Below are 24,460 nucleotides of genomic sequence, written 5' to 3'. Positions count from 1 at the left end.
GCGCAAGCGCATGGCGTGGCGCTTTGTCGAGGGTTCGGCGCGCCTCTGGATGCCTCGGAAGGCGCGCGAACACGTCAGGGCGCCGTGGGAAGGTGCGAGGCGATCACCGAGTGCCACAACCGGTAGCCCTCGTCCGTCATGTGCAGCCTGTCGCCGCGAAACAGCTCCGGGCGCGGGCGCCCGTCGGCACCCAGCATCGGCGTGTAGATGTCGATGTACTCGCTGTTGGGCAGCAGGTTCAGGTAGGCCGACACCACGTGGTTGGTCTCGCGGATCTGCGGCATGAGCTGCTCGCGCGACGGGCTGGGCTTGACCGACACGAAGCTGATGCGGGTGTCGGGCAACTCGGCGCGCACCGCGTTGGCAAAGCGGGCAAAGCTGTCGAGCACCTGCAGCGGCGTGCGGCCTTCGGCCAGGTCGTTGTCGCCTGCATACACCACCACCTGGCGCGGCTTGTAGCGCACCACGAGGTCGCGCGCGAACAGGCTGCAGTCGTTCAGCGTGGAGCCGCCGAAGCCGCGGTTGACCACGCCGCCGGGCACGCGCGCAAAGTCCTGCTGAAGGCGCGTCCACATGCGCACCGTGGAGCTGCCGACGAACACCACGCCGCCGGGGGGCGGAAAGCGCTCCTGGTCGGCGCGCGCGAACGCGGCCAGCTCGTTGTGCCAGCGCTCCTTGGCGGCCAGGTAGTCGCGGGCGGACGCAGCCTCGGCGGCGGCCGTCTCGGATTCCTGGGGAAAGAAGGAGGCGGACTGCGCGTGCGCGCCAAGCGCCGCCACGAGCAGCACGGCTGCGGCCAACGCGGTTTTCATCGAAGTCATCGGGAAGACAGAGGACACGGCGGAGGAAAATCAGGTTTCTGGCATGGGGCCGTGCGGCCGGTGTCGGCACGAGGCGGCTTGCAACCCTAGATTGTCTTCTCGATGAGGGCGCCCTTGAACACCACCGGGCCTTTAGGGCCGCTGCCCGCAGGCACGCCGCCCTTGGCCTCGAGGGTCACGGCCAGGGTCGGCACGGCTTGCACGTCGGATTCCGAGGCCGCCAGGCGCAACGCCGGGGCCTTGTCCATCACGCCGAGCGAGCGCGGGGCGGCGCCGGGCGCCAGGGCCCACAGCTGAAGCGACTTGTCGTCGCCTTCGCTGTAGCTGCCCACGCGCTGCAGCGACAGCTGCTTCTTCTTGGGGTCGAAGGTCACGAGCATCGAGGCGGCGGACTGGTCGTCGGACAGCACGGCCACGTACTGCACCACCGGCGCGTTCTGCAGCTGGTCGCGCAGGTTGAGCCCTACCACCACGGCCAGCAAGGTGGCCAGCGCGCCGGCCGCGGTGGCGCCGCGCCACAGCGCCAGGCTGCGCAGCCAGCCGCCGGGCTGCGGCCTGGCGGCGTCGCGGGCATGGGCCGCGTCGCGCTGGCGCTCGATGGCGGCCTTGGCCTGCTCGGCGTCGATCATGTTGCGGATGCGGGTCCACACGGCGGGGTCGGGCACGACCGAGGGTTGCAGCTCGGTCATGCTGGCGAGCCGTCCTTGCCAGACCAGCGCGGCGGCGCGCACCGGCGCCTGTTCGCGGGCCAGGGCTTCGAAGCGGCGGCGGGCGCCGCCGCGCAGGGTGCCGAGCGCGTGGCTGGCGGCGAGGAGTTCGAGCAGTTCGGGGTGGGCGGTGAGTTTCATGGCAGGCCTGTCTTCTTCGTCGCGCTCAAGCGAAGCGCCCCATGCAGACGCGAAGTTTTTCCAGCCCGCGCCGGATCCATGTCTTGACCGTGCCCAGCGGCAGCTTGAGCTGCTCGGCCAGTTCGCCGTGGCTCATTTCGCGCAGGTAGGCCAGGCTCACCACTTCTCGCTGCTTGCCCTCGAGCTGGGCCAGGCACTGATGCAGCGCCCAGGCCTGCTCGCTCGCGTCGGCCGTGTCGACCGGGTTGGGCGCATCCGACTCCATCTGGTCGGCCATGAGCTCGTCGAATTCCTGGGTCAGCTGCGCCCGGTCGGCGGTGCGCCGGCGCAACAGGTCGAGGGCCCGGCTGCGCACGATCAGCCCCAGCCAGGCCAGCGGCGGGCTGAGCGACGAGCGATAGTCGCCGGCGACTCGCCAGACCGTCAGAAAAGCCTCCTGGATCACGTCCTCGGCCCATTCGCGTTGCCGCACGACACGCATCGCCAGCCCCATGAGCTTGGGCGAGGTGCGGTCGTAGAGCTGTCGCAGGGCGGCTTCGTCGCGATGGCCGATCCTGTCGATCAGCGCCATCAGTTCGGCGTCGGGGCTGGGTGCAGTCATCCGCGGATTGTCGGGCATCGGTGCGCATGCCAGATATACGGGCGTTGCCGCTGGTCGGATTCAGGGCGTCCGACGACCCGTCCAAACATTTGTGAACACAAGTTGTAAACGTATACTCCGCCGCAAAACGAGTGGGGCGCACAGCGCGGGCGGAGAAGGAATGAAGCAAATTGCGATCGTCTTGGCGCTCTGCGTGGGCGCCTGGTATTTCTTTGTCGGCGGCCGCAAGCTCGACGAGCCGATGGTGCGCGACTACTACCGGAGCGAGGCGCGCGCCGTGGTCGAGCGTGACGCCGACCGGCTGTGCAAGCAGCTCAGCCGCAAGGTCGTGATAGAGACCAGGACCACAGTGATGGGGCGCACCGAGGAAAACACCCACGACCGCGACAGCGCCTGCCGCGGGGTGCACAAGACCTTCGAAAACCTGGCGCTGGTCGGCGAGCGCACCGGCAACATCCTGTCGGTGGACTACGACTATCACATCGACTCCGTCGAAGTCGCTCCCGACCGCAAGAGCGCCCTGGTCAAGGGCACCAGCGTGCTGAAGATGGGCGAATCGGCCCTCCAGCTCAAGACCAGCTTCAACCAGCGCCTGGAGCGCGAACTCGGCCAGATGCGCCTGGTGCACGCCGAGGACAGCACCGTGGTGCGCCTGGGCGGGCGCGGCGCCATGAGCCAGAGCGACTTCTTCCGCAAGTAGCTCTTCAAGAACCCACACAGAAAGCAGGCGCCGCCATGCTCGCCACCCGGGACTCGCTCCCGCCGCCTCCGCCGTTCTGGCACCGCCTGAACAGCTTCTTCGCCTTTCCGTTCCAGATGCGGCCGCTGGCCTACGGGCTGGTGCTGTCGTTCTGCAGCCTGCTGTTCGAGGGCGTGTTCTTCCTGCCCGACATGCTGGCGCTGGCGCTGATCGAGATCGGCATCATGCTGGCGGCCAGCCGCTACGGCTTCAAGGTCATTGCGCTGGGCGCGCGCGGCATCCGCGACTCGGCCGACTTCGGCCGCGAGTCCAGCGACGAATGGACCTACCTGCCGTGGAAGCTGTTCGCCATCTCGCTGGTGCAGGCGCTGCTGATCGGCTGGCTCGCGTACTACGCGCCCATCCTGGGCTCGGTCGGCCTCTTTGTCATGTCGTTCACCTTCCCGGCGGCGGTGATCGTGCTGGTGCAGTCGGGCAGCTTCTTCCAGGCCATGAACCCGGGCCACGTGATGGACGCGATGCGCACCATCGGCTGGCCGTACGCGCTGCTGTGCTTCTTCCTGTTCCTGCTGAGCACGGGCGCGCAGGTGGCGCTGCAGCTGGTGCTGCCGATGTTCGACGGGCGCATCGTGCTGCCGATCGTCAACTTCGCCTTCATCTACTTCGGCTGGGTGATGGCCAGCCTGCTGGGCTACGTGATGTTCCAGCACCACGAGGCCTTCGGCTTCGACGCCGTGGCGGGCAGCGAGCTCGACGGCGGCGGCCCCGTGGACCGCCGCACGCCCGAGCAGATCGCCGCGCAGCGCATCGACGCCGAGGTGGCGCAACTCGTCACCGAGGGCGACCTGCCCGCCGCGCTGGGCACCGCCTACGAGGCGCAGCGCACGGCCGCGTCGGACGACCTGGCGGCGCAGCGCCGCTACCACCGCGTGCTGGCGCTCATGCCCGACAAGAGCGCCACCATGCTCGACCACGCGCGGCGCTTCATTGCGCTGCTGATGCGGCGCGACCTGTCGTCCGAAGCGCTCAAGGTCTTCAAGGCCTGCAAGGAAAAGGACAAGGCCTTCGCGCTCGACGATGCGGCCCTGGTGATTGCCATGGCGCGCGCCGAGTGGCGCGGCGGCGATGCGCACGCCACGCTGGCGCTGATCTCGGGCTTCGACAAGCGCTTTCGCGGCCACGAGACCATTCCGCAGGCCTACGAGCTGGCCGCCCGCGCGCTGGTGCAGGGCCTGGGCCGCGCCGACATGGCGCAGCCCATCCTGGCCACGATGGAGGCGCGCTACCCGACCAGCGAGCAGACGCAGGAAGTGCGCTGGCTGCTGCGCCCGGCACCGGCCGCCGACGCTGCAACCACGGCGCCCTCCGCCTAGCTTTCCTTCCAGCCCCCGCCCAGCGCCTTGTAGATCGACAGCCGGTTGGTCTGCTCGGTGAGCTGCAGGCTGATGAGCGTCTGCTGCGCGGCGTAGTACGCGCGCTGCGCGTCGAGCACGTCGAGGTAGTTGCTCGCGCCACTGCGAAACAGCGACTGCGACAGCGCGAAGCTGCGCGAGGTGGCGCCCAGCAGCGAGCGCTGCGCGGCCAGCCGTTCGGCCAGCGTGCGCCGCTCGGCCAGTGCATCGGCCACTTCGCGGAAGGCCGTCTGCACCGCCTTTTCGTAGGTGGCGATCTCGATCTTCTGCTGCGCCTGCGCCACGCGCAGGTTCGCGCGGTTGGCACCGCCGTCGAAGATCGGCACGCTGACCGAAGGCGCGAAGCTCCAGGCCTTGCTGCCGCCCGAGAACAGGCCCGACAGCGTGCTGCTCGCCGTGCCCGCCGACGCGGTGAGCGCGATGCGCGGAAAGAACGCGGCGCGCGCGGCACCGATGTCGGCGTTGCTCGCGCGCAGGGCGTGCTCGGCGGCCAGCACGTCGGGGCGCTGCTGCAGCACGCTCGAAGGCAGGCCGGGCGGCGGCACCAGCAGTTGCGCAGCCGCGGCGGGTTCCGCCGTGTCGGACGCGGGCGGCACCGGCAGCAACTCGGCCGGCGGTGTGGCGCCGACCAGCAGCGTGAGCGCATTGCGCGCCTGCTCGACCTGGCTGTCGAAGGCCGCCGCGTCGGCGCGCGCCGCGTCGACCGTGCTCTGCGCCTGCGCGAGCGCCAGGCCCGACTGCGCGCCCAGCCGGTGGCTGCGCTCGATCAGGTCGAAGGACTTGCGCTGGCTGTCCAGCGTGTTGCGCGCCAGCTGCAGGCGCTGTTCGTCGGCGGCCAGTTGCAGCCACGCGGTGGCCACCGAAGCGACCAGGCTGATCTGCGTGCTGCGTTGCGTGGCTTCGGTCTGGAAGTAGCTCTGCAGCGCCGCCTCGCTCAGGTTGCGCACGCGCCCGAACAGGTCGATCTCGTAGTTCGTCAGGCCCAGGTCGGCGCTGTACTGCGAGGCGATGCGCGGCTCGCCGCTGTTCGACAGGCTGCCCGGCGTGCGCGAGCGGCTGCCGCCCGCGCCGGCGTCCACCGTGGGGAACAGGCCGGCGCGCGCAATGCCGTACTGGGCCCGCGCGCGCTCGATGTTGAGCGCGGCCACGCGCAGGTCGCGGTTGTTGGCCAGCGCGAGTTCGATCGTGCCCCGCAGCTTCGGCTCGACGAAGAAGCTGCGCCAGCCGACGTCGATCGGCGTCGGGGCTACTGCGCCGTCTACGCCGTCCACGCCAGAGGAGGGCAGGGCCTGCGGTACGGGCAAGGCCGGCGCCGCATATTCAGGTGCGAGGTTCACGCAGCCCGCGAGCACGGCGCATGCCAAGGCCGCGAGCGCGACCGAGCGAGGGGGGAAGGCGCGCTTCATCAGTGGCCTCCCTGTTCGGCTGTGGTGCCTGCAGGGGACTCGGGCTTCGGCTGCGGCTTGCGCCGCCCCTCCAACCAGCCCCGGATCAGCGCAAAGAACAGCGGCACGAAGAAGATGCCCAGCGCCGTGCCCACCACCATGCCGCCCAGCACCGCGGTGCCGATCGACTGGCGCCCGCCCGCGCCCGCGCCGGTGCCCAGCGCCAGCGGCAGCACGCCGAAGCCGAAGGCCAGCGAGGTCATCAGGATGGGGCGCAGCCGCAGGCGCACCGCCTGCAGCGTGGCCTCGACCACGCCCTTGCCCTGCTCCTGCAGCTGCTTGGCGAACTCCACGATCAGAATCGCGTTCTTCGACGACAGCCCCACCGTGGTCAGCAGGCCGACCTGGAAGTACACGTCGTTGCTCAGTCCGCGCAAGCTCGTGAACAGCAGCGCCCCCACGATGCCCAGCGGCACCACCAAGATCACCGAGAACGGCACCGACCAGCTCTCGTACAGCGCGGCCAGGCACAGGAACACGAACAGGATCGAAATGGCGTAGAGCATGGGCGCCTGCGCGCCCGACAGGCGTTCCTGGAACGAAGCGCCGGTCCATTCGTAGCCGATGCCCGGCGGCATCTGCTTCATCACCTCGTCCACCGCGGCCATGGCGTCGCCGGAACTCACGCCGGCGGCCGCGTCGCCCACGAACTCGTAGCTCGGGCTGCCGTTGTAGCGCTGCAGCTGCGGCGAGCCGTAGCTCCAGCGCGAGCTGGAGAACGCGGGGAACGGCACCATCTGGCCCAGGCTGTTGCGCACGCTCCAGCGGTCGATGTCGGCGGGCAGCATGCGGAAGTCGGTGTCGCCCTGCATGTACACGCGCTTCACGCGGCCCTTGTCGAGAAAGTCGTTGATGTAGGTGCCGCCCATGGCGCTCGACAGCGTGCTGTCGATGTCCGACGTGGCCAGGCTCAGTGCGCCGGCGCGCGCGTCGTCGATGTCCACCGCGAACTCGGGTGTGTCGTCCAGGTTGTTGCTGCGCACGTTGACCACCTCGGGGCGCTTGCCCAGCAGTTCGACGGCCTGGTCGCGCGCCTTCACCAGCGCGTCGTGGCCCAGGCCGTTGATGTCCTTCAGGTGAAAGTTGAAGCCCGCATTGGCGCCCAGCCCGCGCACCGCTGGCGGCAGCAGCACGAACACGCGCGCATCGCGGATGGTCGACAGCTCCTTGTTGGCGCGCCGCGTCAGTTCGGCCGCCGACTGGCCGGTGCCCGTGCGCTCGCCCCAGTCCTTGAGCTTGACGAAGGCGCGCGCCGAGCTCTGGTCGCCGTTCTGCCCGGTGATGACGTTCACGCTCAGCACCTCGGCCTGCTTGCTGAAATATTGCTGCACCTGCTCGACCACCGGCTGCAGCCGTGCATTCGACGCGCCCGGCGGCAAGCTCACCTGCACCTGCAGGAAGGCCTGGTCTTCGTCGGGCAGGAAGGAGGTGGGCAGCCGCAGGAACAGCAGCGCCATCACGCCCGCGATCAGCAGGTACACCACCATGCTGCGCTTGCCGCGCCGCACGATGCCGCCCACGATGCCTTCGTAGCGGTCGGCGCTCCGGTCGAAGCCGCGGTTGAAGGCCGCGAAGAAGCGGTCGACCCGGCCCAGCAGGCCGCGGCGCGGCACCGCATGCTCACCCTTCTTCACCGGCTTGAGCAGCGTGGCGCACAGCGCCGGCGTGAGCGTGAGCGCCACGAACACCGACAGCGCCATCGCCGAGACGATGGTGATCGAGAACTGGCGGTAGATCACGCCCGTGGAGCCGCCGAAGAAGGCCATCGGGATGAACACCGCCGACAGCACCAGCGCAATGCCGACCAGCGCCGGCGTGATCTCGGCCATCGACTTGCGCGTGGCCTCCTTGGGCGACAGGCCCTCTTCGTGCATCACGCGCTCGACGTTCTCCACCACCACGATGGCGTCGTCCACCAGCAGGCCGATGGCCAGCACCATGCCGAACATGGTGAGCGTGTTGATCGAGTAGCCCGCGATGGACAGCACGCCGAAGGTGCCCAGCAGCACCACCGGCACCGCAATCGCCGGGATCAGCGTGGCGCGCATGTTCTGCAGGAACACGTACATCACGAGCACCACCAGCAGCATGGCCTCCAGCAGCGCCTTGACCACCTCGTCGATGGATGCGCTCACGAAAGGCGTGGTGTCGTAGCTCACGAAGGTCTGCAGCTGGTTCGGGAACAGGGGCTTGAGCTCCTCGACCTTGGCCTTCACGGCCTCGGCCACCTGCACCGCGTTGGCACCGTCGGCCAGCACAACGCCCAGGCCCGCGCCGGGCCGGCCGTCGAGCAGCGAGCGCACCGTGAGGTTTTCCGCGCCCAGCTCCACGCGGGCCACGTCCTTCAGGCGCACCACGGCGCCGTCGGGGGCGACGCGCAGCACCACGTTCTCGAACTGCTCCGCCGTCTTCAGCTTGCTGCGCGCGGTGATGGTGGCGGTGAGCTGCTGCTGCGCATTGGCCGGCAGCGCGCCCAGCTGGCCGGCCGAGACCTGCGCGTTCTGCGCGGTGATGGCGCTGTTCACGTCCGAGGGCATCAGCGCGTACTTGCGCAGCTTGTCGGGGTCCAGCCACAGGCGCATGGCGTAGCCGGTGCCCAGCGTCTGCACCTCGCCCACGCCGTCGATGCGGCTGATGATGTCCACCAGGTTGCTGGAGATGTAGTCGCCCACGTCCACCGCCGAGGCGCTGCCGTCGCCGGAGTACATCGACACGATCATCAGGAAGTCGTTGCCGCCCTTGGTCACGGTGACGCCGCGGCTCTGCACCTGCTGCGGCAGGCGCGACATGGCCTGCTGCAGCTTGTTCTGCACCTGCATCTGGGCCACGTCGATGCTGGTGCCCGCATTGAAGGTGAGCGACAGCCGCGCCACGCCCGACGAGTTGCTGGTCGACTGCATGTACAGCAGGTTGTCCAGCCCCTTGAGCTGCTGCTCGATGACCTGCGTCACCGAGTCTTCCACCGTCTTGGCGGAAGCGCCCGTGTAGGTGGCGTTGATGGACACGCGCGGCGGCGCGATGTCGGGGTACTGCTCCAGCGGCAGCGTGCGGATGGCCATCAGCCCCGCGAGCATGACGACGATGGAAAGCACCCACGCGAAGATGGGACGGTCGATGAAGAACTGCGCCATGTGGGTCGGTCCTCAGCGCGTCACGGGGGAGGTGGCGGCGTCGGCCGCGTCGGGTTGCGCGCTGGCCACGGGGCCGGGCGCGGCCTTGCCGCCCAGGTCGACCACCTTCACCTTGTCGCCCACCTTCACGCGCTGCGAGCCTTCGGTCATCACGCGGTCGCCCGCGGCCAGGCCGTCGAGCACCTGCCAGCGCGTGCCGACCGCGCGCCCGACGTGGATGGCGCGCTTGGCGACCTTGCTCTCCCCGTCGATCACCAGCGTGGAGGCGCTGCCGTCGGGCGCGCGCGTCACGGCCTGTTGCGGCACCAGCAGGGCGGTGGCGTTCACGCCTTCCTGCAGCACGGCGCGCACGTACATGCCGGGCATCAGCAGCCTGTCGGGGTTGGGCACCACCGCGCGCAGCGTGACGCTGCCGGTGCCGGCATCGACGGTGACGCCGCTGAACGTCAGGCGGCCGGGGTGCGGGTACTTGCTGCCGTCTTCCAGCACCAGCTGGATGCGGGCTTCCGCGTCGCTCGCGCGCTGCAGGCGGCCGCTGGCGAGTTCGCGCTTCAGGCGCAGCAGCTCGCTGCTCGACTGCGTGACGTGCACGTGGATGGGGTCGAGCTGCTGCACGGTGGTCATCACCGCGGCCTGGTTGGCCGTGACCAGTGCGCCGGGCGTGACGCTCGACAGCTCGGCCCAGCCCGTGATCGGCGAGGTGATGCGCGTGTAGCCCAGTTGGATGCGCGCGGTCTGCTCGGCGGCGCGCGCCACGGCGAGGTCGGCTTCGGCCTGCTGCTCGGCGGCCTGCGACTCGTCGAACACCTGGCGGCTGATGGCGTCGATCTTCACCAGCTCGGCGTTGCGGCGGGCCACGGTGCGCGAGGTGGCCAGGGCCGAATCGGCCTTGCGCACGCTGGCCTGCGCGCTGGCGTAGGCCGCCTGCAGCGGCGCCGGGTCGAGCTGGTAGAGCACCTGGCCGGCCTTGACCTGCGAGCCTTCTGTAAAGAGCCGCTCCTTCAGGATGCCGCCGACCTGGGGCCGGATCTCGGCGATCACCGGGGCCATGGTGCGCCCGGGCAGTTCGGTGCTCAGGGCCAGCGATTCGTGCTTCAGGGTGACGGTGCCGACCTCCTTTTTTGGTGCGGCGGCGGCTTTGGCCGTCCCTGGCGTCTCCACGCTGGTGCGCGAGCAAGCTGCGAGCGCGGCGATGGCCATGGCCGTGAACAGCAGGGCGAAGCGGGAGTGGGTTTGGTCAGGCATCAGACAGGTTCTGGAGGTAGGGAAGCGGGGATTGCCCCGGATGGAGCGAGTGGGCGCCCTCAAGTTCAACGAGGCGCGGGGGGCGGGGGGCGGCTTTACACGCTGTTTACTGCAATTGCAGTGCCATGGCGTGGAGATCGCGTGACAGCCCCGTGACATGACGGCCGCAGCCGTCTGCCCGTCTGCGTGTCTGCTCGTTGGCGTATGGCCTTCAGGCGCGTTGAAGCGCGCGCGTGACCATGTCGTTGGGCGCGAGCCGCAGCAGGTGCGGCAGCAGCCCGACGGCCTTGTCGCGCTGGCCCGCATGCAGCAGGCCGTTGGCGCACACCGAGAGCGTGTCGGCCAGCTCGGGATGCTCGGGCGCGGTCTTCAGCAGGATGGCGCACAGCCGGTCGGCGTCGTCGAACTGGCGGATGCGCGAAAAGCGGCGCGCCAGGCGGGCCATGTCGTCGGGCTTCAGGCGCGCGCCGGGCTTGGCCTGGTCGAGGTAGGTCTTGTAGCTGGCGTGCTGCAGCGCGAGCGTGTCCGGCTCGGTCGCCGGCAGGCGGAAGATGCGGCGCGCGGCGTGGTGGAAGTCGTCGCTCGCGGGTTGCAGGCGGGCCGTGTGGAACCAGGCGCGCAGCGTGCCGGTGTCGCCGGGGCGCAGCGCGGCGGCGGCGCGCCACTCGGCGCAGGCCTTGTCGAAATTCATCGCCGCGCCGTACTTCTGGGCCGCGGCCACGTGCGCGTCGAAGCGGTCGGGCTCGGGGGCGGCGGCGGTCTCGGGGGCTTGCACGCGGCGCAGCATCAGGGCGCCGGCCATCAGCGCCGCGCCGGTCAGCAGGCCGCCCAGGTGGGCCATGTAGGCGATGCCCTGGCCGCCCAGCCAGTGCTGCATCAGCTCGTTGACGATCCATGCCGGCAGCAGCAGCAGGGCCGGTGCGGTGACGTAGTTGAAATAGAAGAACAGCTGGTAGAAGAAGCGGATGCGCTTCAGGCGGTACATCACCGCGTACATGCCCATCAGCGCCGAGATGGCGCCCGAGGCGCCCAGGCCGTAGGTGCCCTTGCCGGCATAGGCCCAGCCGGCCAGCAGCGAGGCGCCGACGGCGCCCAGCAGGTAGAACGCCAGGTAGGTGCCGCGTCCCAGCGCCAGTTCGACCGAAAAGCCGAACAGGAAGAGGAACAGCATGTTGCCCAGCAGGTGGCCGGTGCTGCCGTGCAGGAAGGCGGCGGTGATCCAGGTCCAGGGCTTGAACTCGGCATCGGCGGCGTAGCTCTGCGACCAGCGCTCGGTGAAGGGCGCGGGCAGCATGGCCTCGTACTGGCGGCGGTCGCGCTTCCATTCGGTGTACTGCGGGTTCGCGGGCGTGACGACTTCGTCGGCCTGCAGCTTGCGCAGGAACTTGCCGTCGTTCTGGAGGCCTTCGAGCAGCCTGGGGTAGGCCTCCTCGTGCGGCAGCATGCGACGGGCCGCCTTGCCGCGCTTCGGGTCGGTCTTTTCGAGCCATTCCACGAACGGCGGCAGCTCCAGCTGGGGCAGCACGCTGTTCACGTAGTAATGGGCGGCACGCTCGCGCCCGTTGTCTTCGCTGCGCTGCGGCCCCCAGAACACGATCATGTTCAGGAGGATCAGCAGCACCGTCATCCACGGCGGGTTGCGCCAGCTCGGTCTGTTTTCGAGCGGGATGGCATAGAACACGGTGCGGCTGCCGTCGAGGCGTTCAGCCCAGGCGCGCGCGGTGGCGGGCCACTTGCGCCTTCACCTGGGCCGGGGCGGTGCCGCCCAGGATGTTGCGTGCATTCAGCGAGCCGCGCAGGCTCAGCACGTCGTACACGTCCTTCTCGATGCTCGGGTTGAACTGCTGCAGCACGGCCAGCGGCAGCTCCGCCAGGTCGACCTTGTGCGAGGTGGCGGCCTTCACGGCGTGCGCCACGGTTTCGTGCGCGTCGCGGAAGGGCAGGCCCTTCTTCACGAGGTAGTCGGCCAGGTCGGTGGCGGTGGCGTAGCCGCGCAGCGCGGCGGCCTCCATGGCCTCGGGCTTCACGGTGATGCCGCCGATCATCTCGGCAAAGATGCGCAGGGTGTCCTTGAGCGTGTCGACGGTGTCGAACAGCGGCTCCTTGTCTTCCTGGTTGTCCTTGTTGTAGGCCAGCGGCTGGCCCTTCATGAGCGTGATCAGCGCCATCAGGTGGCCGACCACGCGGCCGGTCTTGCCGCGCGCCAGCTCGGGCACGTCGGGGTTCTTCTTCTGCGGCATGATCGACGAGCCGGTCGTGAAGCGGTCGGCGATCTGGATGAAGCCGAAGTTCTGGCTCATCCACAGAATGAGTTCTTCGCTCATGCGGCTGATGTGCACCATGCACAGGCTTGCCGCGGCGGTGAATTCGATGGCGAAGTCGCGGTCGCTCACGGCGTCCAGGCTGTTCTGGCACACGCCGTCCATGTTCAGCGTCCTTGCCACCAGCTCGCGGTCCAGCGGGTAGCTGGTGCCTGCCAGCGCGGCGGCGCCCAGCGGCAGGCGGTTCACGCGGCGGCGCACTTCGCCCATGCGCTCGGCGTCGCGGCTGAACATTTCCACATAGGCCAGCATGTGGTGGCCGAAGCTCACGGGCTGCGCTACCTGCAGGTGGGTGAAGCCGGGCAGGATCACCTCGACGTTCTTCTCGGCGATGTCCACCAGGGCCTTCTGCAGCTCGACCAGCAGGTCGCCGATGAGGTCGATTTCTCCGCGCAGCCACAGCCGCACGTCGGTGGCGACCTGGTCGTTGCGGCTGCGCCCGGTGTGCAGGCGCTTGCCGGCGTCGCCGACCAGCTGGGTCAGGCGGGCCTCGATGTTCAGGTGCACGTCTTCGAGGTCGAGCTTCCATTCGAAGGCGCCGGATTCGATTTCGGCGCGAATCTGCGCCATCCCGCGTTCGATCGAGGCGTGGTCCTGCACGCCGATGATCCCCTGCGCGGCGAGCATGCCGGCATGCGCCAGCGAGCCCTCGATGTCGGCCTGCCACAGGCGCTTGTCGAAGAAGACGCTGGAGGTGTAGCGCTTCACGAGGTCGCTCATGGGTTCGGAGAACAGGGCCGACCAGGCTTCGGATTTCTTGTCGAGTTGGTTTTGGGTCATGGGAGCCGTCCAGGAGGCAATAATGGGTTGGTCACCCGATGGATCAGATGTCTGCGATGCGCAACCCGGCGATTTTATCGGCCAACGCCATGCCCACCCCCCCGTCCTCGCCGTCTTCGGAAAAGACGCGTGCGTCCTTGCGCGCCGAGCCTTCCATCTTCGACGCCTGCCAGATCGGGGTGGTGCTGCGCACCGTCGTGTTCGTCGAGGCGGTGGTTGCGATTGCCACGCTTTTCGGCGTGTCCGGTCCCGGCGATTGGCTGGTGCAGACGGCCACCGTCACCGGCGGGGCCTTGCCCGCGACGCTGCTGTGGCTGGTGGCGGCCTGCGGGCTCAAGAAGCCCTTGCGGCACCTGCCCAAGCAATGGCAATACACCGCCGGTGCCGTGCTGGGCGCGTTGGCGGCGCTGTACGGCTGCGGCCTGCTGCGCCTCACGGGCGTGCTCGCCAGCGCGCCATGGCTGGCCAGCGCGCTGGCCGGCGCCCTGTTCGCGGGGCTGGTGATGGCCGCGATGGTCCTGCGTGCCCGCGGCCAGACGCCTGCGGCGACCACGGCCCGGCTCGAGGAACTGCAGTCGCGCATCCGCCCGCACTTCCTGTTCAACACGCTCAACAGCGCCATTGCGCTGGTTCGCGAGGAGCCGGCCAAGGCCGAGACCATGCTCGAAGACCTGGCCGAGCTGTTCCGCCAGGCGCTGGCCGACCCGGGCGAGTCGGGCACGCTGGCCGACGAGATCGCGCTGGCCGAGCGCTACCTGGCCATCGAGCAGGTGCGCTTCGGCAGCCGCCTGCGCATTCGCTGGGACCTGGACGCCGCCGCGAGCAGCGCGCGCCTGCCGCCGCTGCTGCTGCAGCCGCTGGTGGAGAACGCCATCAAGCACGGCGTGGAACCCAGCCCCGAGGGCGCCAAGCTGCGCATTCGCACCGAGCGGCGCGGCAGCATGGTGGTGATCGAGGTGGTCAACAGCCTGCCGCCGCTGCGCTGGGCCGACGAGCCGCTGCCGCGCGGCCACGGCATCGCGCTGGCCAATGTGCGCGACCGGCTGCGCCTGTTGCACGACATGCAGATGCAGTTCAGCGCCGGCATGGACCAGAAAAACTACCGGGTGCGCATCGCCATCCCCGCTGAACCATGATCCTCAAGACACTGATCGTTGACGACGAAGCCCTGGCGCGTTCCCGCCTGCGCACCCTGTTGCGCGACTGCACCTCGCCCGCCGCCGAGGTGGTGGCCGAGGCCTCGCAGGGCGCCGAGGCCCAGCAGCACCTGGCCAGCATGGCGCTCGACCTGGTGCTGCTCGACGTGCACATGCCCGGTGTCGACGGCATCGAGGTGGCGCGCGCGCTGCGCCACCGCGCCGACGCACCGGCGGTGGTGTTCGTCACCGCGCATGCCGCGCACGCGGTGACGGCCTTCGAGCTCGATGCGGTCGACTACCTCACCAAGCCCGTGCGCGCCGAGCGGCTGCAGCAGGCGCTGCAGAAGGCCGAGCGCTTCCTGAAGGAGCGCCGCGCGCTGCAGGTACCGCCGGCCGTGCCTGCCGCGCCGGAAACCGTGCTCATCCAGGACCGCGGCCGCGCCGAGCGTGTGCCGCTGTCCGAGGTGCTCTACCTCAAGTCCGAATACAAATACCTCACCGTGCGCACCGCCACGCGCAGCCACATCCTGGACGGCTCGCTCAACGAGTTCGAGGAGCGCTACCCGCACCGCTTCCTGCGCGTGCACCGCAACGCGCTGGTCGCGCGTTCGGCCATCCGTGCGCTGGAGAAGTACGACGACGGCGAAGATGCGGAGGGCTGGGCCCTGCGGCTCGACGCCATTCCCGAACCTGTGGCCGTGTCGCGCCGGCAGCTCGCCGCCGTGCGCGAAGTGCTGAAGGACGCGCGATGACCGACGACAAGAAAGACGGCAGCTCCGCCGACGTGCCGCAGCTCCACGCCGAGGGAGGCGAGCCGCCGGCTGGCGAACCGCACCAGGCCGCCGCGGAAGAACCCGCCCCCGTGCCCCTGCCTGTGCCCGAACCCGAGGTGCTGGCGCCTGAGCCGCCCAGCCCCGAGCGTGAACGCATGCTGCTGCACATGCCGGTCGATGTGCGCAGCGCCTCGCTGGTGGTGCTCGCCGTGCTGGCCAGCGTGTTCGCGCTGCAGTGGGGCCAGGCCGTGTTCATTCCGCTGATGCTGAGCCTGCTGCTGACCTATGCGCTGTCACCGCTGGTCGACCTGCTGCATCGCTGGCGCACGCCGCGCTGGATCGGCGCGGCGGTCATCCTGGTGGGCCTGTTCGGCGGACTCGGCTGGACCGGCTATTCGCTGTCGGGCAATGCCTTGCAGCTGCTCGATGCGCTGCCCGTGGCCGCGCAGAAGCTCGGGCTGGCGATGCGCCGCGACAAGGGCGCCAGCGCCACGCCGCTCGAAAGCGTGCAGCAGGCGGCTGCGCAGCTAGAGAAGGCGGCCGAGGAAAACTCCGCCCGCGTGGCCTCGCGCCGCGGCGTGGCGCGCGTCATCATCGAGCGGCCCGGCTTCAACGTGCGCGACTACCTGCTCACCGGCACCGTCGGCCTGCTCAGCGCCATGGGTCAGCTCACGCTGGTGGCCTTCCTCACGTACTTCGCGCTGTGTTCGGGCGACACCTTCCGGCGCAAGCTCATCAAGATCACCGGGTCGAGCCTGCAGAAGAAGAAGGTCACGGTGCACGTGCTGGACGACATCACCCGCAACATCGAGCGCTACCTGCTGGTCCAGATTCTGGTGAGCGTCGTCGTGGGCGTGGCGACGGGGCTGGCGTTCTGGGTCATCGGGGTGGAGAACGCGGCCGTGTGGGGAATCATTGCGGCCGTGACCAACCTCATTCCGTACATCGGCTCGGTCATCGTGCTGGTGGCCGCGGGGCTGGTGGCCTTCCTGCAGTTCAACAGCCTGCAGATGGGCGTGGTGGTGGGCGGCGTGTCGCTGGCCATCCACACGCTCATCGGCAACCTGCTGATGCCCTGGCTCACCAGCCGCACCAGCCGCATGAACCCGGTGGCGGTGTTCGTGGGCGTGATCTTCTGGGGCTGGCTGTGGGGCATCTGGGGCCTGCTGCTGGGCATTCCGATCACCATGGTGATCAAGGCGATCTGCGACCGGGTTGAAGACCTGCAGCCGATCGGGGAGCTGCTGGGCGAGTAGCTCGTGCCGGGCGCGTGATAGAAATGCGCCCCGCCTGAATTCTTTTTCTGTTCCGGGGTAGTTCAGTGGCAGAACACTCGGCTGACCCGAGAAGGCGCTGGTTCAACCCCAGCCCCCGGACCCACTCATTCGCATGGCCATGGACGACGACTCGACCTCGACCGATTCGCCCGGTGGCTACGCGGGCTTCCAGCTGGCCCGTGCGCTGGCCGCGAGCGGGCATCCCGACGCATCGGTGCGTGCGGGCGCCGCGAAGCGGCTGCGCCAATGGGCCGCTGTGATTCTTGGTCGCGGCGACGGCTCGATCCGCACGGGCTCGCGCACGCCGGTGAAAGACACACCCGCCTGGGCCACGCTCGAGGTGGTGACCGGCGGCTTTGCCACCGGCGCGCTCCTGGCGGGCGGACCGCTCAAGCCGCATGAGCGCGCATGGCGGGACGAACTGGCGCCCGGCGCGTCCGACGCGCAAGCGCGGCTCGCGCTGAACACGTTCTTTCTGACGGACACGGGGCTCGAGAAGCTCCATGCGTTGCTGGCGTCCGGCTGCTTCGACATCGAGGTGCCGGAAGAGGGCGCGTTGCTCGTGGTGGCCTGGCTCGTGCAGGCCGGACAGGCCGACGCCGCGTGGGCGCTGGTCGAGCAACTCTCTCCCTGGTTCTCGAAGCTGCGCTTCTATCCGGCCGAACTGCCGGAGGCACCCAGCTTCGGTGCGCAACTGTGGGTGGACGATGTGGCAACGGCCACGAAGCGCTTGCGCGCAGTGAAGCCCAATGCGCAGGTCCTGGCGCAGAAGGAAGCCGTCGACGTCTGGGCACCGCTTTACGACCGGATGGTCGCGCTGCTGCTCGACACCGTGACCGGTGAGGCGCCTGTTGCGCTTCGCACGGCCGACGGCGCCTGGCTGCGCACCGAGAGCGGCAAATTCACCGTCACCGGGGGCTGGCCCTGCGCGCACTATCCGCCGGGCTGGCGCGAGCGCGCGTCGGCGCTGCTCGCGCAGTGCCGGCAGGCGCGGGCCGCACACACGCGGTGCGCGCGGCCCGAGCGCGACGGCGACAGCTTCGCCACGCTGCGCGCGGGCCTGCAGCTTTGCGTCGACGCACCCGAGTCGTTGACGGGCAAGCAGGTGGGGCGCATGCGCCTCGTCCTTGCGCGCTGCATCGCGAAGCGCGGGCCGCCGGCGTCGGCCGGGCGCGCGGCCTGGCGGCAGCAGCAGCGCAGCCATGCCAGCGCCGCCACCTTCGAGCAGATCGCGCGGCAGGTTGCCGTGCGGCTCGAAGCCTTCCCGTCCCATGAAGGGCTGGAGGACATCGAGCCCGTCATCCGGCCCATCGATGCGAGCGAAGCTGCCGCAAGCGGCTTGCGCGAGGGGACGCGGTTGCCGCCCACGCTGCAGCGCAAGGTCGGCCGCGCCCGCAAGGGAACGGCGGCCGAATTGATCGAACGCGGCACCATCCCTTCGGGCGAGGTACTGGCCAGGGTGCTGCCCCTGTGGAGCGCCGCGTTGCGCGCTGCGGACGTGCCCGACCCGATGCTGCGCCGGCTCCAAGCCGCCGTTGACCGCGCGTTCCGGCGCAGGCGCTCGCTGCTGCTCGTCGACCTGCAGAAACAGGTGCGGTTCGAAGAGCTGCCGTGGGTTGCCGCCATCGCGCGCTTCCGCGCGAACGACCAGGCGGCGCGCCGTGCCGCGCTGCAGGCATTGACCGAGGCATCGCAGCTGGCGCTGGTCGCGTTCCCTCAAGCCATCGTTCCGAACAAGCTGCTGCAGGAGCTGCGCACCCTGGGCGAAGCAGCCGATTTGAAACTGCCGCTGGTCGAAGAGGTGGCGGCCGACATCTTCATGGGCCGTTTCTCACCCAGGTTCCTGGCGGCGGCGAAAGTGTCGGCGGGCCTCCTGCAGGGCAAGCTGTACGCGAGGTACTACGGCATCGACTGCGCTGCGCTCGCCGCCATGCCCGTGCCGCGCGAGGACGCGGGTGACAAGCCCGATGCGCTGGCCCGCTTGTGTGCGGCGCGCGCGGGCGTGCAACCGGGCGGTGGGGGCACGGCGCGCAACGGCATGGTGATCGAGCAGGCGCAGATTCTCACCACCCACAACCTCGCCGTGCTGTTCGCCGAGCTCGGGCTGGGCGAGCGCCTTGCGGCGCAGTTGCCCGACATGGCGCGCCGGTGCTTCACGCAGGTGTGCGCGCAGTTGCAGATTCGCGTCGACCACCGCCATGCGCGGCGGGTCCAGATCAGGAACTCGGCCTATGCCTGGCGGCAGATGGTTTTCTTTCTCTCGCAGTGCGGTGTGCAGGAGGTCGGTGCGTTCCTCGCTTGGGCGGCGGCGCACCTGGAAGCGCAGGGCCCAGACTTTCGGCGCGTCTTTGCGCCGGCGCTGACAGGCCTGGCGGTGGCCGCGCAGGGACACGGCCAGCAGGCACCGCCCTTCGTCGGCTGGAGCCAGGACACGCACTGGCTGATGCCGGACGTCCTGGCGGCGCGTTAGCGGGGACTGGCCTTCGAGGCCGCCTTGGCGGCTGGCCGGGCCGCGGCCTTTGCCGGCAGCTTCTTCACGAAGGTCAGGTCCGCATCCAGCGGCTGCCCGTCGCGCGTGCGCAGCACGATCTTCGGCACCGGCTTGCCGCTGTCGCGCTCCACCAGCACCGAATGCGGTTCGCCCTTGGCGTACAGGTGCGCCTCGCCCCATTGGCGCAGCCCGACCACCACCGGGAACAGGGCCTTGCCCTTGGCCGACAGCACGTACGCCTGGTACAGCGAGCCTTCCGCCGCGGGCACCACGTCGAGCACGCCTTCCTGCACCAGCCATTTCAGCCGCTCCGCCAGGATGTTCTTCGCCATGCCCAGGCTCTGCTGGAACTCGCCGAAGCGCTTCATGCCGTCGAAGGCATCACGCACGATGAGCAGCGACCACTGGTCGCCGACGATGTCGAGCGCGCGGGCCATCGGGCACGCGTCGTTCTTCAGGCTTTTTCTCTGGGCCATGGCTTTTCCTTCGATGGGCGAGTGTAGACCGTGAATACCAGTTTGGTTGCAAAGTAAAACTGAAATGGCTAGCATCGATCTGGTTTTAAATTGAAACCTGAAAGCCCGATCTCCATGAAGCCACCCGTGTCCCAGCCATCCACCGTCGCCACCAGCCCCGACGCCATCCCGGGCCTGCGCGCCAGCCCCGTGCGCGTGGCCGTCGTGCAGTTCGACCCGCAGGTCGGCGTGGAGAACCTCGAGCGCAATGCGCAGGCCGTGCAGCAACGCCTGGCGGCCGCCGTCGAGGGCGGCGCCATGCTCATCGTGCTGCCCGAACTCGCCACCAGCGGCTACTGCTTCAGCGCCCGGGAGGAGGCCTATGCGCATTCGCAGCCGGTGCCCGGCGGGCCGACCGTGCAAGGCTGGGCGTCGTTCGCGGCGCAGCACAAGGTCTACATCGTCGGCTGCCTGGTCGAGCAGGATGGCCCGCAGCTGTTCGACACCGCCGTGCTCGTCGGTCCCGAGGGCTACATCGGCCGCTACCGCAAGACACACCTCTGGAACAACGAGAAGCTCTGGTTCACGCCGGGCAACGAGGGCTACCCGGTGTTCGAAACGAAGATCGGCCGCATCGGCCTGCTCGTGTGCTGGGACATCTGGTTTCCCGAGGCGTCGCGCATCGTCGCGCAGCTGGGCGCCGACATCATCTGCATACCGACCGGCTGGGTGTGGACGCCGCCGCCGCTGTACGACGCCAGCGGCACCTGCATGCCGGCCTACCTGACGATCGCGGCCGCGCACCAGAACAACGTGTTCATCGCCACGGCGGACCGCGTGGGGCAGGAACGCGGCGCGGGCTTCATGGGCAACTCGTTGATTGCCGGCACCAATGGCTGGCCCGTGGGGCGCATCGCCGGGCCCGACGAAGACACCATCCTCTACGCCGATATCGACCTCGGCGCCGCGCGCAGCGCGCCGATCTGGAACCAGTTCAACGACCTGCACCGCGACCGGCGCACCGACCTGTACGACGCGATGCTGGGTTACCGTGGCGGCCAGGCCCTTCCCAGATAGCGCAGCCACACCAGGAGTCTTGCGACATGCCCTACCTTCAACTCGACGTGAACGGCCCGCACCCGGTGGCCGACAAGAAACGCCTCGCGAAGCAGCTCAGCGAAACCTACGCACGGCTGATGAGCGTGGACATCCGCCGCATCAGCATCGCCATCCGCGAAACGGGCGAGGGCGGTGTATGGCGCATGGTCGACGGCGAGCCCGAAGCGGTGTCGGTGCTGATGTGCGACATCCGCCGCGGCCGCTCCGCCGAGCTGCGGCTCGAAGTGGCCAAGGCGCTGTGCCGCGACTGCATCGACATCCTCGGCCTGCGCGAAGACCGGCTCAATGTCGAGTTCACGCAGCATTCGGGCGACGAGATGTACCACCCGACGCTCGGGGGCTACAGCCCCGAGTGGACGGACAACGAGGCTCACTGAGCCAGCGCGCGCTGCATCAGCACCGTGTCCACCCACTGCCCGAACTTGAAGCCCACGTCGCGCAGCACGCCGACCCGTTCGAACCCCAGGCTGCGGTGCAGCCCCTGCGAGCCCGCGTTGGCGCTGTTGCCCACGCACGCCACCATCTGCGTGAAGCCGCTGTCGGTGCAGCGCCGGATCACGCCCTGCAGCAGCGCCCGGCCGATGCCGTGGCCGTGCATGCCCTGCGCGACATAGACCGAGTCTTCCACCGTGTGCCGGTAGGCGGAACGGGCACGGTACGCGGTGGCATAGGCGTAGCCGACCACCTCGCCGTTTCTCGTTGCCACAAGGTAGGGCAGGCCGCGCGCCGTCACTTCGTCGCGGCGCGCCTGCATCTGCTCGACCGTGGGCACCTGTTCCTCGAAGGAGCACAGGTCGTGCAGCACGTAGTGGCTGTAGATGGCCTGCACGGCGGCCATGTGGCGGGGCTCGGCGTCGGCGATCTCGACGCCGGTGGAGGCCAGAGGCTGGAGGCTTGGTGATGACATGGCCTCGATCTTGACCATCCACCTTCGATAAGTGAAGCTTCGTTCACCTATTCGCCGCATAAGAAATACTTTGGAAAAGACACTCAACCTCGACCAGTTGCGCTCCTTCGGACTGGTCATCGAAACGGGCAGCTTCTCGGCCGCGGCCGACCGGCTCGGGCTCTCGCAGCCGGCCGTGAGCCTGCAGGTGCGCCAGCTGGAGCGGCGGCTTGCAGTGCGGCTGATCGAACGGGTCGGCAAGCGCGCCAAGGCCACGCCCGCGGGCATGGAGTTGCTGCGCCATGTGCCGCACATCGACAGCGCGGTGGAGAACGCCATCGATGCGCTGGCCGACCATGCGAGCGGCGTCACAGGCCGGGTGCGGCTGGGCACGGGCGCGACGGCCTGTCTGCACTTCCTGCCCGCGGTGCTGCGCACGTTGCGCGAGCAGTTTCCGGGGCTCGGGGTGGTGGTGAGCACCGGCAACACCGAGGACCAGGCGCGCAAGGTGGAAGAGAACAGTCTCGACCTCGCACTGGTCACGCTGCCCGCGGCGGGGCGTTCGTTGACGGCGATGCCGGTGCTGGACGATGAGTTCGTGGCCATCAGCTCGCTGGAGCGCGCACCGCTCAAGGCCAGGGTCGCGCCGGGCGACCTGGCCGGCGTGCCGCTGGTGCTGTTCGAGCCCGCAGCCAACACGCGCAAGCTGGTCGACCGCTGGTTTGCCGCCGAGGGCCTTCAACCGCAGCCCGTGATGGAACTGGGCAGCGTCGAGGCGATGAAGGAGATGGTCGCGGCGGGGCTCGGCTGCGCCATCGTGCCCTGCATGTCGATGGCGGGCCGCGGCGCCCACCCCGGGCTGAAGACCAGCCGCCTGAACCCGCGCATGCACCGCACGCTGGCGGTGGTGATCCGGCGCGACAAGCCGGTCAACAAGGCCTTGCGCGTGGTGCTCGACGCGATCGTGGCGGCCGGCAAGCACGGCCGCCGTTAGCGATCCGCTGGCCCGTTATTCCGGAATCACGCCCACCGGTGCGCCGCCCCGCGCACGGCCCAACGTGCCGACGATCAGCGCGGCAATCAGCACCAGCACGCCGCTGAGCACCATCGTGCTGGAGATGCCGAAGCTGTCGACCGTGACGCCGCCGATCAGCGCGCCGGACGCAATCGCCACCTGGAAGCCGCTCACCAGCAGGGCCTGGCCGGCTTCGGGGGCATCGGGCACGGCTTCCATCATCCAGCCGGTCAGCGCCACCGGGATCAGCCCGAAGGCCACGCCCCAGATCACCACCACCACCGCACCCGGCACGAAGCCGGTGCCGATCAGCGTGGACAGCAGCAGCGCCGTGGCCAGCATCAGCGCCGCCAGCAGGGTGGTGCCGCGCACGCTGCGCGCCACCAGGCTGCCGCCGAGGAAGGTGCCCACGAAGCCCACCGCGCCGTAGACCAGCAGCAGCGTGGACACCGCGTTCGGCGCGAGCCCGAAGACCTGCTGCAGCAGCGGCTTCAGGTAGGTGTAGGCCGCGAAGTGGCCGGCAATGAAGAACAGCACCGCGAGCAGGCCGACCTGCGCCATGCGGCGCGTGAGCGGCGTGAGCAGGTCGCGTGCGCCGATGGCGCGCGCCGGCGGCATTGCGGGCAGCAGCCACAGCTGCACCAGCAGCACCACCGCGGCCAGCGCGCCGGTCACGGCGAACGACGCGCGCCAGCCGAACAGCGTGCCCAGGAACGAGCCGGCCGGCACCCCCAGCACGGTGGCGGCCGACACGCCGGCCAGCACGTACGACATGGCGCGCGCCTGCGAGGCGTGCGGCACCAGTTGCGTGGCGGCCGCCGGGGCAAAGGTCCAGAAGCCGCCCACGCACAGGCCCAGCAGCAGGCGCGCGACCAGCATGGTGGCGAAGTTGGGCGCGAACGCGGCCAGCACGTTCGACGCGATGAGCAAGGTGGTGAGCGCGATCAGCACGGTGCGCCGGTCGAGCCGCCCCGACGCCACGATGAGCGCCGGCCCGGCAAAGGCCGCCAGCACGCCGGGCATGGTGACCATCAGCCCGGCCGTGCCGTCGGACACGTTGAGCCCGCGCGCGATGTCGGTCAGCAGGCCGATGGGCATGAACTCGGTGGAGACCATCGCGAAGGTGCCGACGGCGATGGAGCCGACGGCGAGCCAGGCCGAGCGCGTGGCCGACGACGGCGTGACCATCGCCGGGGCGTCCGGCGAGGCCACCGCCAGGTCGTCGGCGCACGGGTTGCTGCTGGGTGAATTCATCATGGGACTGTCCTGAAGCGCGCCGGCGATGCATGTGCACGCCGATGCCGGTGAAAGGGCATTGGAGTGTGCGAGCCGTCGCCTTGGCGACAAAGGGGTCCGCCAGCAGTAGTCAGTTTCCCTGCTGCGAACAATCGGGGCTTTGTTCCCCTTTTCCGTCGGTTTTGGTGGCGATGGCCGTCAGAGCACCCGGCCGTCGGCGATGAACGCCTCGCCGATCAGCACGCGAAATTGCGCGCCCTGCGCAAACTTCGGCTGTGCCACCGCCGGCGAGAGGAACTCGACGTCGAGCACGGCGGGCTTGCCGCGCTCCAGCGCCTCGCCCGGCGGCACCACCCAGCGCGCCGAGAAGCCCTCCTTGTCGACCACCAGCGCGCAGCGGTATTCGCCCGGGGCGATCGGCAGGTCCTGCGAGGGCAGGCCCGGCTTGCGGAAGGTGAGCGCCACGCGCGCGTGCGGCGTGAAGGCGCCGGCCGTGTCGAAGCTCGGCGGCGCGACGGCCGCCGCGCGCGGCGCACGGCGAGGGCGCTTGCTGACGAGCCATGCGATGACGTTGCCGATGATCGGCACCCACAGCACCATCAGCAGCGTGGCGATGTCGCGCGTGGTGGTGCCGGGCGTGGCGTAGTGCCGCACGACGCCGCCGCCGACGGCCACGCACAGCAGGACGATGACGATGACCTTGCGGCGGAACTGGATCTTGGTGCTCATGAATGGAGGTTCGCGCTCCGCGCTGCGGTGCGGGCT

Annotated in this window: 21 protein-coding genes and 1 tRNA gene; 10 read left to right on the top strand and 12 right to left on the bottom strand. The window is 69.5% G+C overall.

Features of this window, described 5'->3' with window-relative positions; all coding sequences use genetic code 11:
• Positions 1-74: 74 nt before the first annotated feature.
• The 3 genes from AC1DJH_RS04860 to AC1DJH_RS04850 form a co-directional block, all read right to left on the bottom strand.
• Complete coding sequence (locus AC1DJH_RS04860; protein ID WP_472116472.1) at positions 75-812, bottom strand: SGNH/GDSL hydrolase family protein; 738 nt, start codon at positions 810-812, stop codon at positions 75-77.
• Positions 813-907: 95 nt separating this feature from the next.
• Positions 908-1,669, bottom strand: coding sequence for an anti-sigma factor (locus tag AC1DJH_RS04855; RefSeq protein WP_478184885.1), 762 nt, complete (start codon positions 1,667-1,669; stop codon positions 908-910).
• Between the two features lie 25 nt (positions 1,670-1,694).
• Positions 1,695-2,270 (bottom strand): RNA polymerase sigma factor, encoded by a 576-nt coding sequence (locus tag AC1DJH_RS04850; RefSeq protein WP_435435218.1) that lies wholly within the window; start codon positions 2,268-2,270, stop codon positions 1,695-1,697.
• Between the two features lie 160 nt (positions 2,271-2,430).
• Between AC1DJH_RS04850 and AC1DJH_RS04845 the strand changes: the two genes are divergently transcribed.
• Together AC1DJH_RS04845 and AC1DJH_RS04840 are read left to right on the top strand one after the other, a co-directional pair.
• Positions 2,431-2,970, top strand: coding sequence for a hypothetical protein (locus tag AC1DJH_RS04845; protein ID WP_435483019.1), 540 nt, complete (start codon positions 2,431-2,433; stop codon positions 2,968-2,970).
• A 35-nt stretch (positions 2,971-3,005) separates the two neighbouring features.
• Positions 3,006-4,343, top strand: coding sequence for a hypothetical protein (locus tag AC1DJH_RS04840; protein WP_478184884.1), 1,338 nt, complete (start codon positions 3,006-3,008; stop codon positions 4,341-4,343).
• Here AC1DJH_RS04840 and AC1DJH_RS04835 read toward each other — a convergent pair.
• The 5 genes from AC1DJH_RS04835 to argH form a co-directional block, all read right to left on the bottom strand.
• Entirely contained in the window at positions 4,340-5,788 is a 1,449-nt protein-coding gene (locus AC1DJH_RS04835; RefSeq protein ID WP_478184883.1) for an efflux transporter outer membrane subunit, read from the bottom strand. The two genes, AC1DJH_RS04840 and AC1DJH_RS04835, sit on opposite strands and share 4 nt — an antisense overlap.
• Complete coding sequence (locus AC1DJH_RS04830; protein ID WP_478184882.1) at positions 5,788-8,958, bottom strand: efflux RND transporter permease subunit; 3,171 nt, start codon at positions 8,956-8,958, stop codon at positions 5,788-5,790. Before AC1DJH_RS04830 ends, AC1DJH_RS04835 begins: the two co-directional genes overlap by 1 nt.
• Before the next feature lie 12 nt (positions 8,959-8,970).
• Positions 8,971-10,203, bottom strand: coding sequence for an efflux RND transporter periplasmic adaptor subunit (locus tag AC1DJH_RS04825; protein ID WP_478184881.1), 1,233 nt, complete (start codon positions 10,201-10,203; stop codon positions 8,971-8,973).
• 211 nt (positions 10,204-10,414) lie between these two features.
• A complete protein-coding gene (locus AC1DJH_RS04820; RefSeq protein ID WP_478184880.1) occupies positions 10,415-11,884 on the bottom strand; it encodes a rhomboid family intramembrane serine protease in 1,470 nt (489 codons plus the stop codon).
• 22 nt (positions 11,885-11,906) lie between these two features.
• Complete coding sequence (gene argH / locus AC1DJH_RS04815; RefSeq protein WP_472116494.1) at positions 11,907-13,304, bottom strand: argininosuccinate lyase; 1,398 nt, start codon at positions 13,302-13,304, stop codon at positions 11,907-11,909.
• 56 nt (positions 13,305-13,360) lie between these two features.
• On the opposite strand from argH, the gene AC1DJH_RS04810 reads away from it, so the two are divergent.
• From AC1DJH_RS04810 to AC1DJH_RS04790, 5 genes are all read left to right on the top strand, one after another.
• Positions 13,361-14,440: a sensor histidine kinase gene (locus AC1DJH_RS04810; RefSeq protein WP_478184994.1), complete on the top strand. Its 1,080-nt coding sequence runs from the start codon at positions 13,361-13,363 to the stop codon at positions 14,438-14,440.
• Positions 14,437-15,195, top strand: coding sequence for a LytR/AlgR family response regulator transcription factor (locus AC1DJH_RS04805; protein WP_478184879.1), 759 nt, complete (start codon positions 14,437-14,439; stop codon positions 15,193-15,195). Before AC1DJH_RS04810 ends, AC1DJH_RS04805 begins: the two co-directional genes overlap by 4 nt.
• Positions 15,192-16,472: an AI-2E family transporter gene (locus tag AC1DJH_RS04800; RefSeq protein ID WP_478184878.1), complete on the top strand. Its 1,281-nt coding sequence runs from the start codon at positions 15,192-15,194 to the stop codon at positions 16,470-16,472. Before AC1DJH_RS04805 ends, AC1DJH_RS04800 begins: the two co-directional genes overlap by 4 nt.
• A gap of 51 nt (positions 16,473-16,523) precedes the next feature.
• Positions 16,524-16,596: transfer RNA gene (locus tag AC1DJH_RS04795), tRNA-Ser, on the top strand.
• 9 nt (positions 16,597-16,605) lie between these two features.
• Positions 16,606-18,963, top strand: a complete 2,358-nt coding sequence (locus tag AC1DJH_RS04790; RefSeq protein ID WP_478184877.1) for a hypothetical protein — start codon at positions 16,606-16,608, stop codon at positions 18,961-18,963.
• Here the strand turns inward: AC1DJH_RS04790 and AC1DJH_RS04785 are convergent.
• Positions 18,960-19,460 (bottom strand): winged helix-turn-helix transcriptional regulator, encoded by a 501-nt coding sequence (locus tag AC1DJH_RS04785; protein ID WP_478184876.1) that lies wholly within the window; start codon positions 19,458-19,460, stop codon positions 18,960-18,962. The two genes, AC1DJH_RS04790 and AC1DJH_RS04785, sit on opposite strands and share 4 nt — an antisense overlap.
• 114 nt (positions 19,461-19,574) lie before the next feature.
• On the opposite strand from AC1DJH_RS04785, the gene AC1DJH_RS04780 reads away from it, so the two are divergent.
• Positions 19,575-20,516 carry a nitrilase family protein gene (locus AC1DJH_RS04780; RefSeq protein WP_478184875.1) on the top strand — a complete coding sequence of 314 codons (942 nt, stop codon included), beginning with the start codon at positions 19,575-19,577 and terminating at the stop codon, positions 20,514-20,516.
• Between the two features lie 26 nt (positions 20,517-20,542).
• Positions 20,543-20,935: a tautomerase family protein gene (locus AC1DJH_RS04775; RefSeq protein WP_478184874.1), complete on the top strand. Its 393-nt coding sequence runs from the start codon at positions 20,543-20,545 to the stop codon at positions 20,933-20,935.
• Here the strand turns inward: AC1DJH_RS04775 and AC1DJH_RS04770 are convergent.
• Positions 20,929-21,465, bottom strand: a complete 537-nt coding sequence (locus AC1DJH_RS04770; RefSeq protein ID WP_478184873.1) for an N-acetyltransferase family protein — start codon at positions 21,463-21,465, stop codon at positions 20,929-20,931. The genes AC1DJH_RS04775 and AC1DJH_RS04770 overlap by 7 nt on opposite strands.
• Before the next feature lie 49 nt (positions 21,466-21,514).
• Here AC1DJH_RS04770 and AC1DJH_RS04765 point away from each other — a divergent pair, with 49 nt between their 5' ends.
• Positions 21,515-22,438, top strand: a complete 924-nt coding sequence (locus AC1DJH_RS04765) for a LysR family transcriptional regulator (RefSeq protein WP_478184993.1) — start codon at positions 21,515-21,517, stop codon at positions 22,436-22,438.
• Positions 22,439-22,453: 15 nt separating this feature from the next.
• Here AC1DJH_RS04765 and AC1DJH_RS04760 read toward each other — a convergent pair whose 3' ends face one another.
• The gene (locus AC1DJH_RS04760) at positions 22,454-23,716 is read right to left on the bottom strand and encodes an MFS transporter (protein ID WP_478184872.1); all 1,263 of its coding nucleotides are present in this window, start codon (positions 23,714-23,716) and stop codon (positions 22,454-22,456) included.
• Positions 23,717-23,893: 177 nt separating this feature from the next.
• On the bottom strand, positions 23,894-24,424 hold the full coding sequence (locus AC1DJH_RS04755; RefSeq protein WP_478184871.1) for a hypothetical protein: 531 nt from the start codon (positions 24,422-24,424) through the stop codon (positions 23,894-23,896).
• Positions 24,425-24,460 lie beyond the last annotated feature (36 nt).

The sequence above is a fragment of the Variovorax sp. 10N412 genome (assembly GCF_056394985.1).
The sequence above is the reverse complement of the archived record's forward strand: the minus strand, read 5'-3'. Positions and strand labels throughout refer to the sequence as shown.

Bases quoted from the DNA above. Each gene is read 5' to 3' on its own strand.
- AC1DJH_RS04755 (WP_478184871.1), bottom strand. From the start codon at position 24,424: ATGAGCACCAAGATCCAGTTCCGCCGCAAGGTCATCGTCATCGTCCTG.
- AC1DJH_RS04835 (WP_478184883.1), bottom strand. From the start codon at position 5,788: ATGAAGCGCGCCTTCCCCCCTCGCTCGGTCGCGCTCGCGGCCTTGGCA.
- AC1DJH_RS04845 (WP_435483019.1), top strand. From the start codon at position 2,431: ATGAAGCAAATTGCGATCGTCTTGGCGCTCTGCGTGGGCGCCTGGTAT.
- AC1DJH_RS04855 (WP_478184885.1), bottom strand. From the start codon at position 1,669: ATGAAACTCACCGCCCACCCCGAACTGCTCGAACTCCTCGCCGCCAGC.
- AC1DJH_RS04850 (WP_435435218.1), bottom strand. From the start codon at position 2,270: ATGACTGCACCCAGCCCCGACGCCGAACTGATGGCGCTGATCGACAGG.
- AC1DJH_RS04810 (WP_478184994.1), top strand. From the start codon at position 13,361: ATGCGCAACCCGGCGATTTTATCGGCCAACGCCATGCCCACCCCCCCG.
- AC1DJH_RS04770 (WP_478184873.1), bottom strand. From the start codon at position 21,465: ATGTCATCACCAAGCCTCCAGCCTCTGGCCTCCACCGGCGTCGAGATC.
- AC1DJH_RS04860 (WP_472116472.1), bottom strand. From the start codon at position 812: ATGAAAACCGCGTTGGCCGCAGCCGTGCTGCTCGTGGCGGCGCTTGGC.
- AC1DJH_RS04760 (WP_478184872.1), bottom strand. From the start codon at position 23,716: ATGATGAATTCACCCAGCAGCAACCCGTGCGCCGACGACCTGGCGGTG.
- AC1DJH_RS04785 (WP_478184876.1), bottom strand. From the start codon at position 19,460: ATGGCCCAGAGAAAAAGCCTGAAGAACGACGCGTGCCCGATGGCCCGC.
- AC1DJH_RS04775 (WP_478184874.1), top strand. From the start codon at position 20,543: ATGCCCTACCTTCAACTCGACGTGAACGGCCCGCACCCGGTGGCCGAC.
- AC1DJH_RS04825 (WP_478184881.1), bottom strand. From the start codon at position 10,203: ATGCCTGACCAAACCCACTCCCGCTTCGCCCTGCTGTTCACGGCCATG.
- AC1DJH_RS04800 (WP_478184878.1), top strand. From the start codon at position 15,192: ATGACCGACGACAAGAAAGACGGCAGCTCCGCCGACGTGCCGCAGCTC.
- AC1DJH_RS04780 (WP_478184875.1), top strand. From the start codon at position 19,575: ATGAAGCCACCCGTGTCCCAGCCATCCACCGTCGCCACCAGCCCCGAC.
- AC1DJH_RS04840 (WP_478184884.1), top strand. From the start codon at position 3,006: ATGCTCGCCACCCGGGACTCGCTCCCGCCGCCTCCGCCGTTCTGGCAC.
- argH (WP_472116494.1), bottom strand. From the start codon at position 13,304: ATGACCCAAAACCAACTCGACAAGAAATCCGAAGCCTGGTCGGCCCTG.
- AC1DJH_RS04805 (WP_478184879.1), top strand. From the start codon at position 14,437: ATGATCCTCAAGACACTGATCGTTGACGACGAAGCCCTGGCGCGTTCC.
- AC1DJH_RS04830 (WP_478184882.1), bottom strand. From the start codon at position 8,958: ATGGCGCAGTTCTTCATCGACCGTCCCATCTTCGCGTGGGTGCTTTCC.
- AC1DJH_RS04790 (WP_478184877.1), top strand. From the start codon at position 16,606: ATGGCCATGGACGACGACTCGACCTCGACCGATTCGCCCGGTGGCTAC.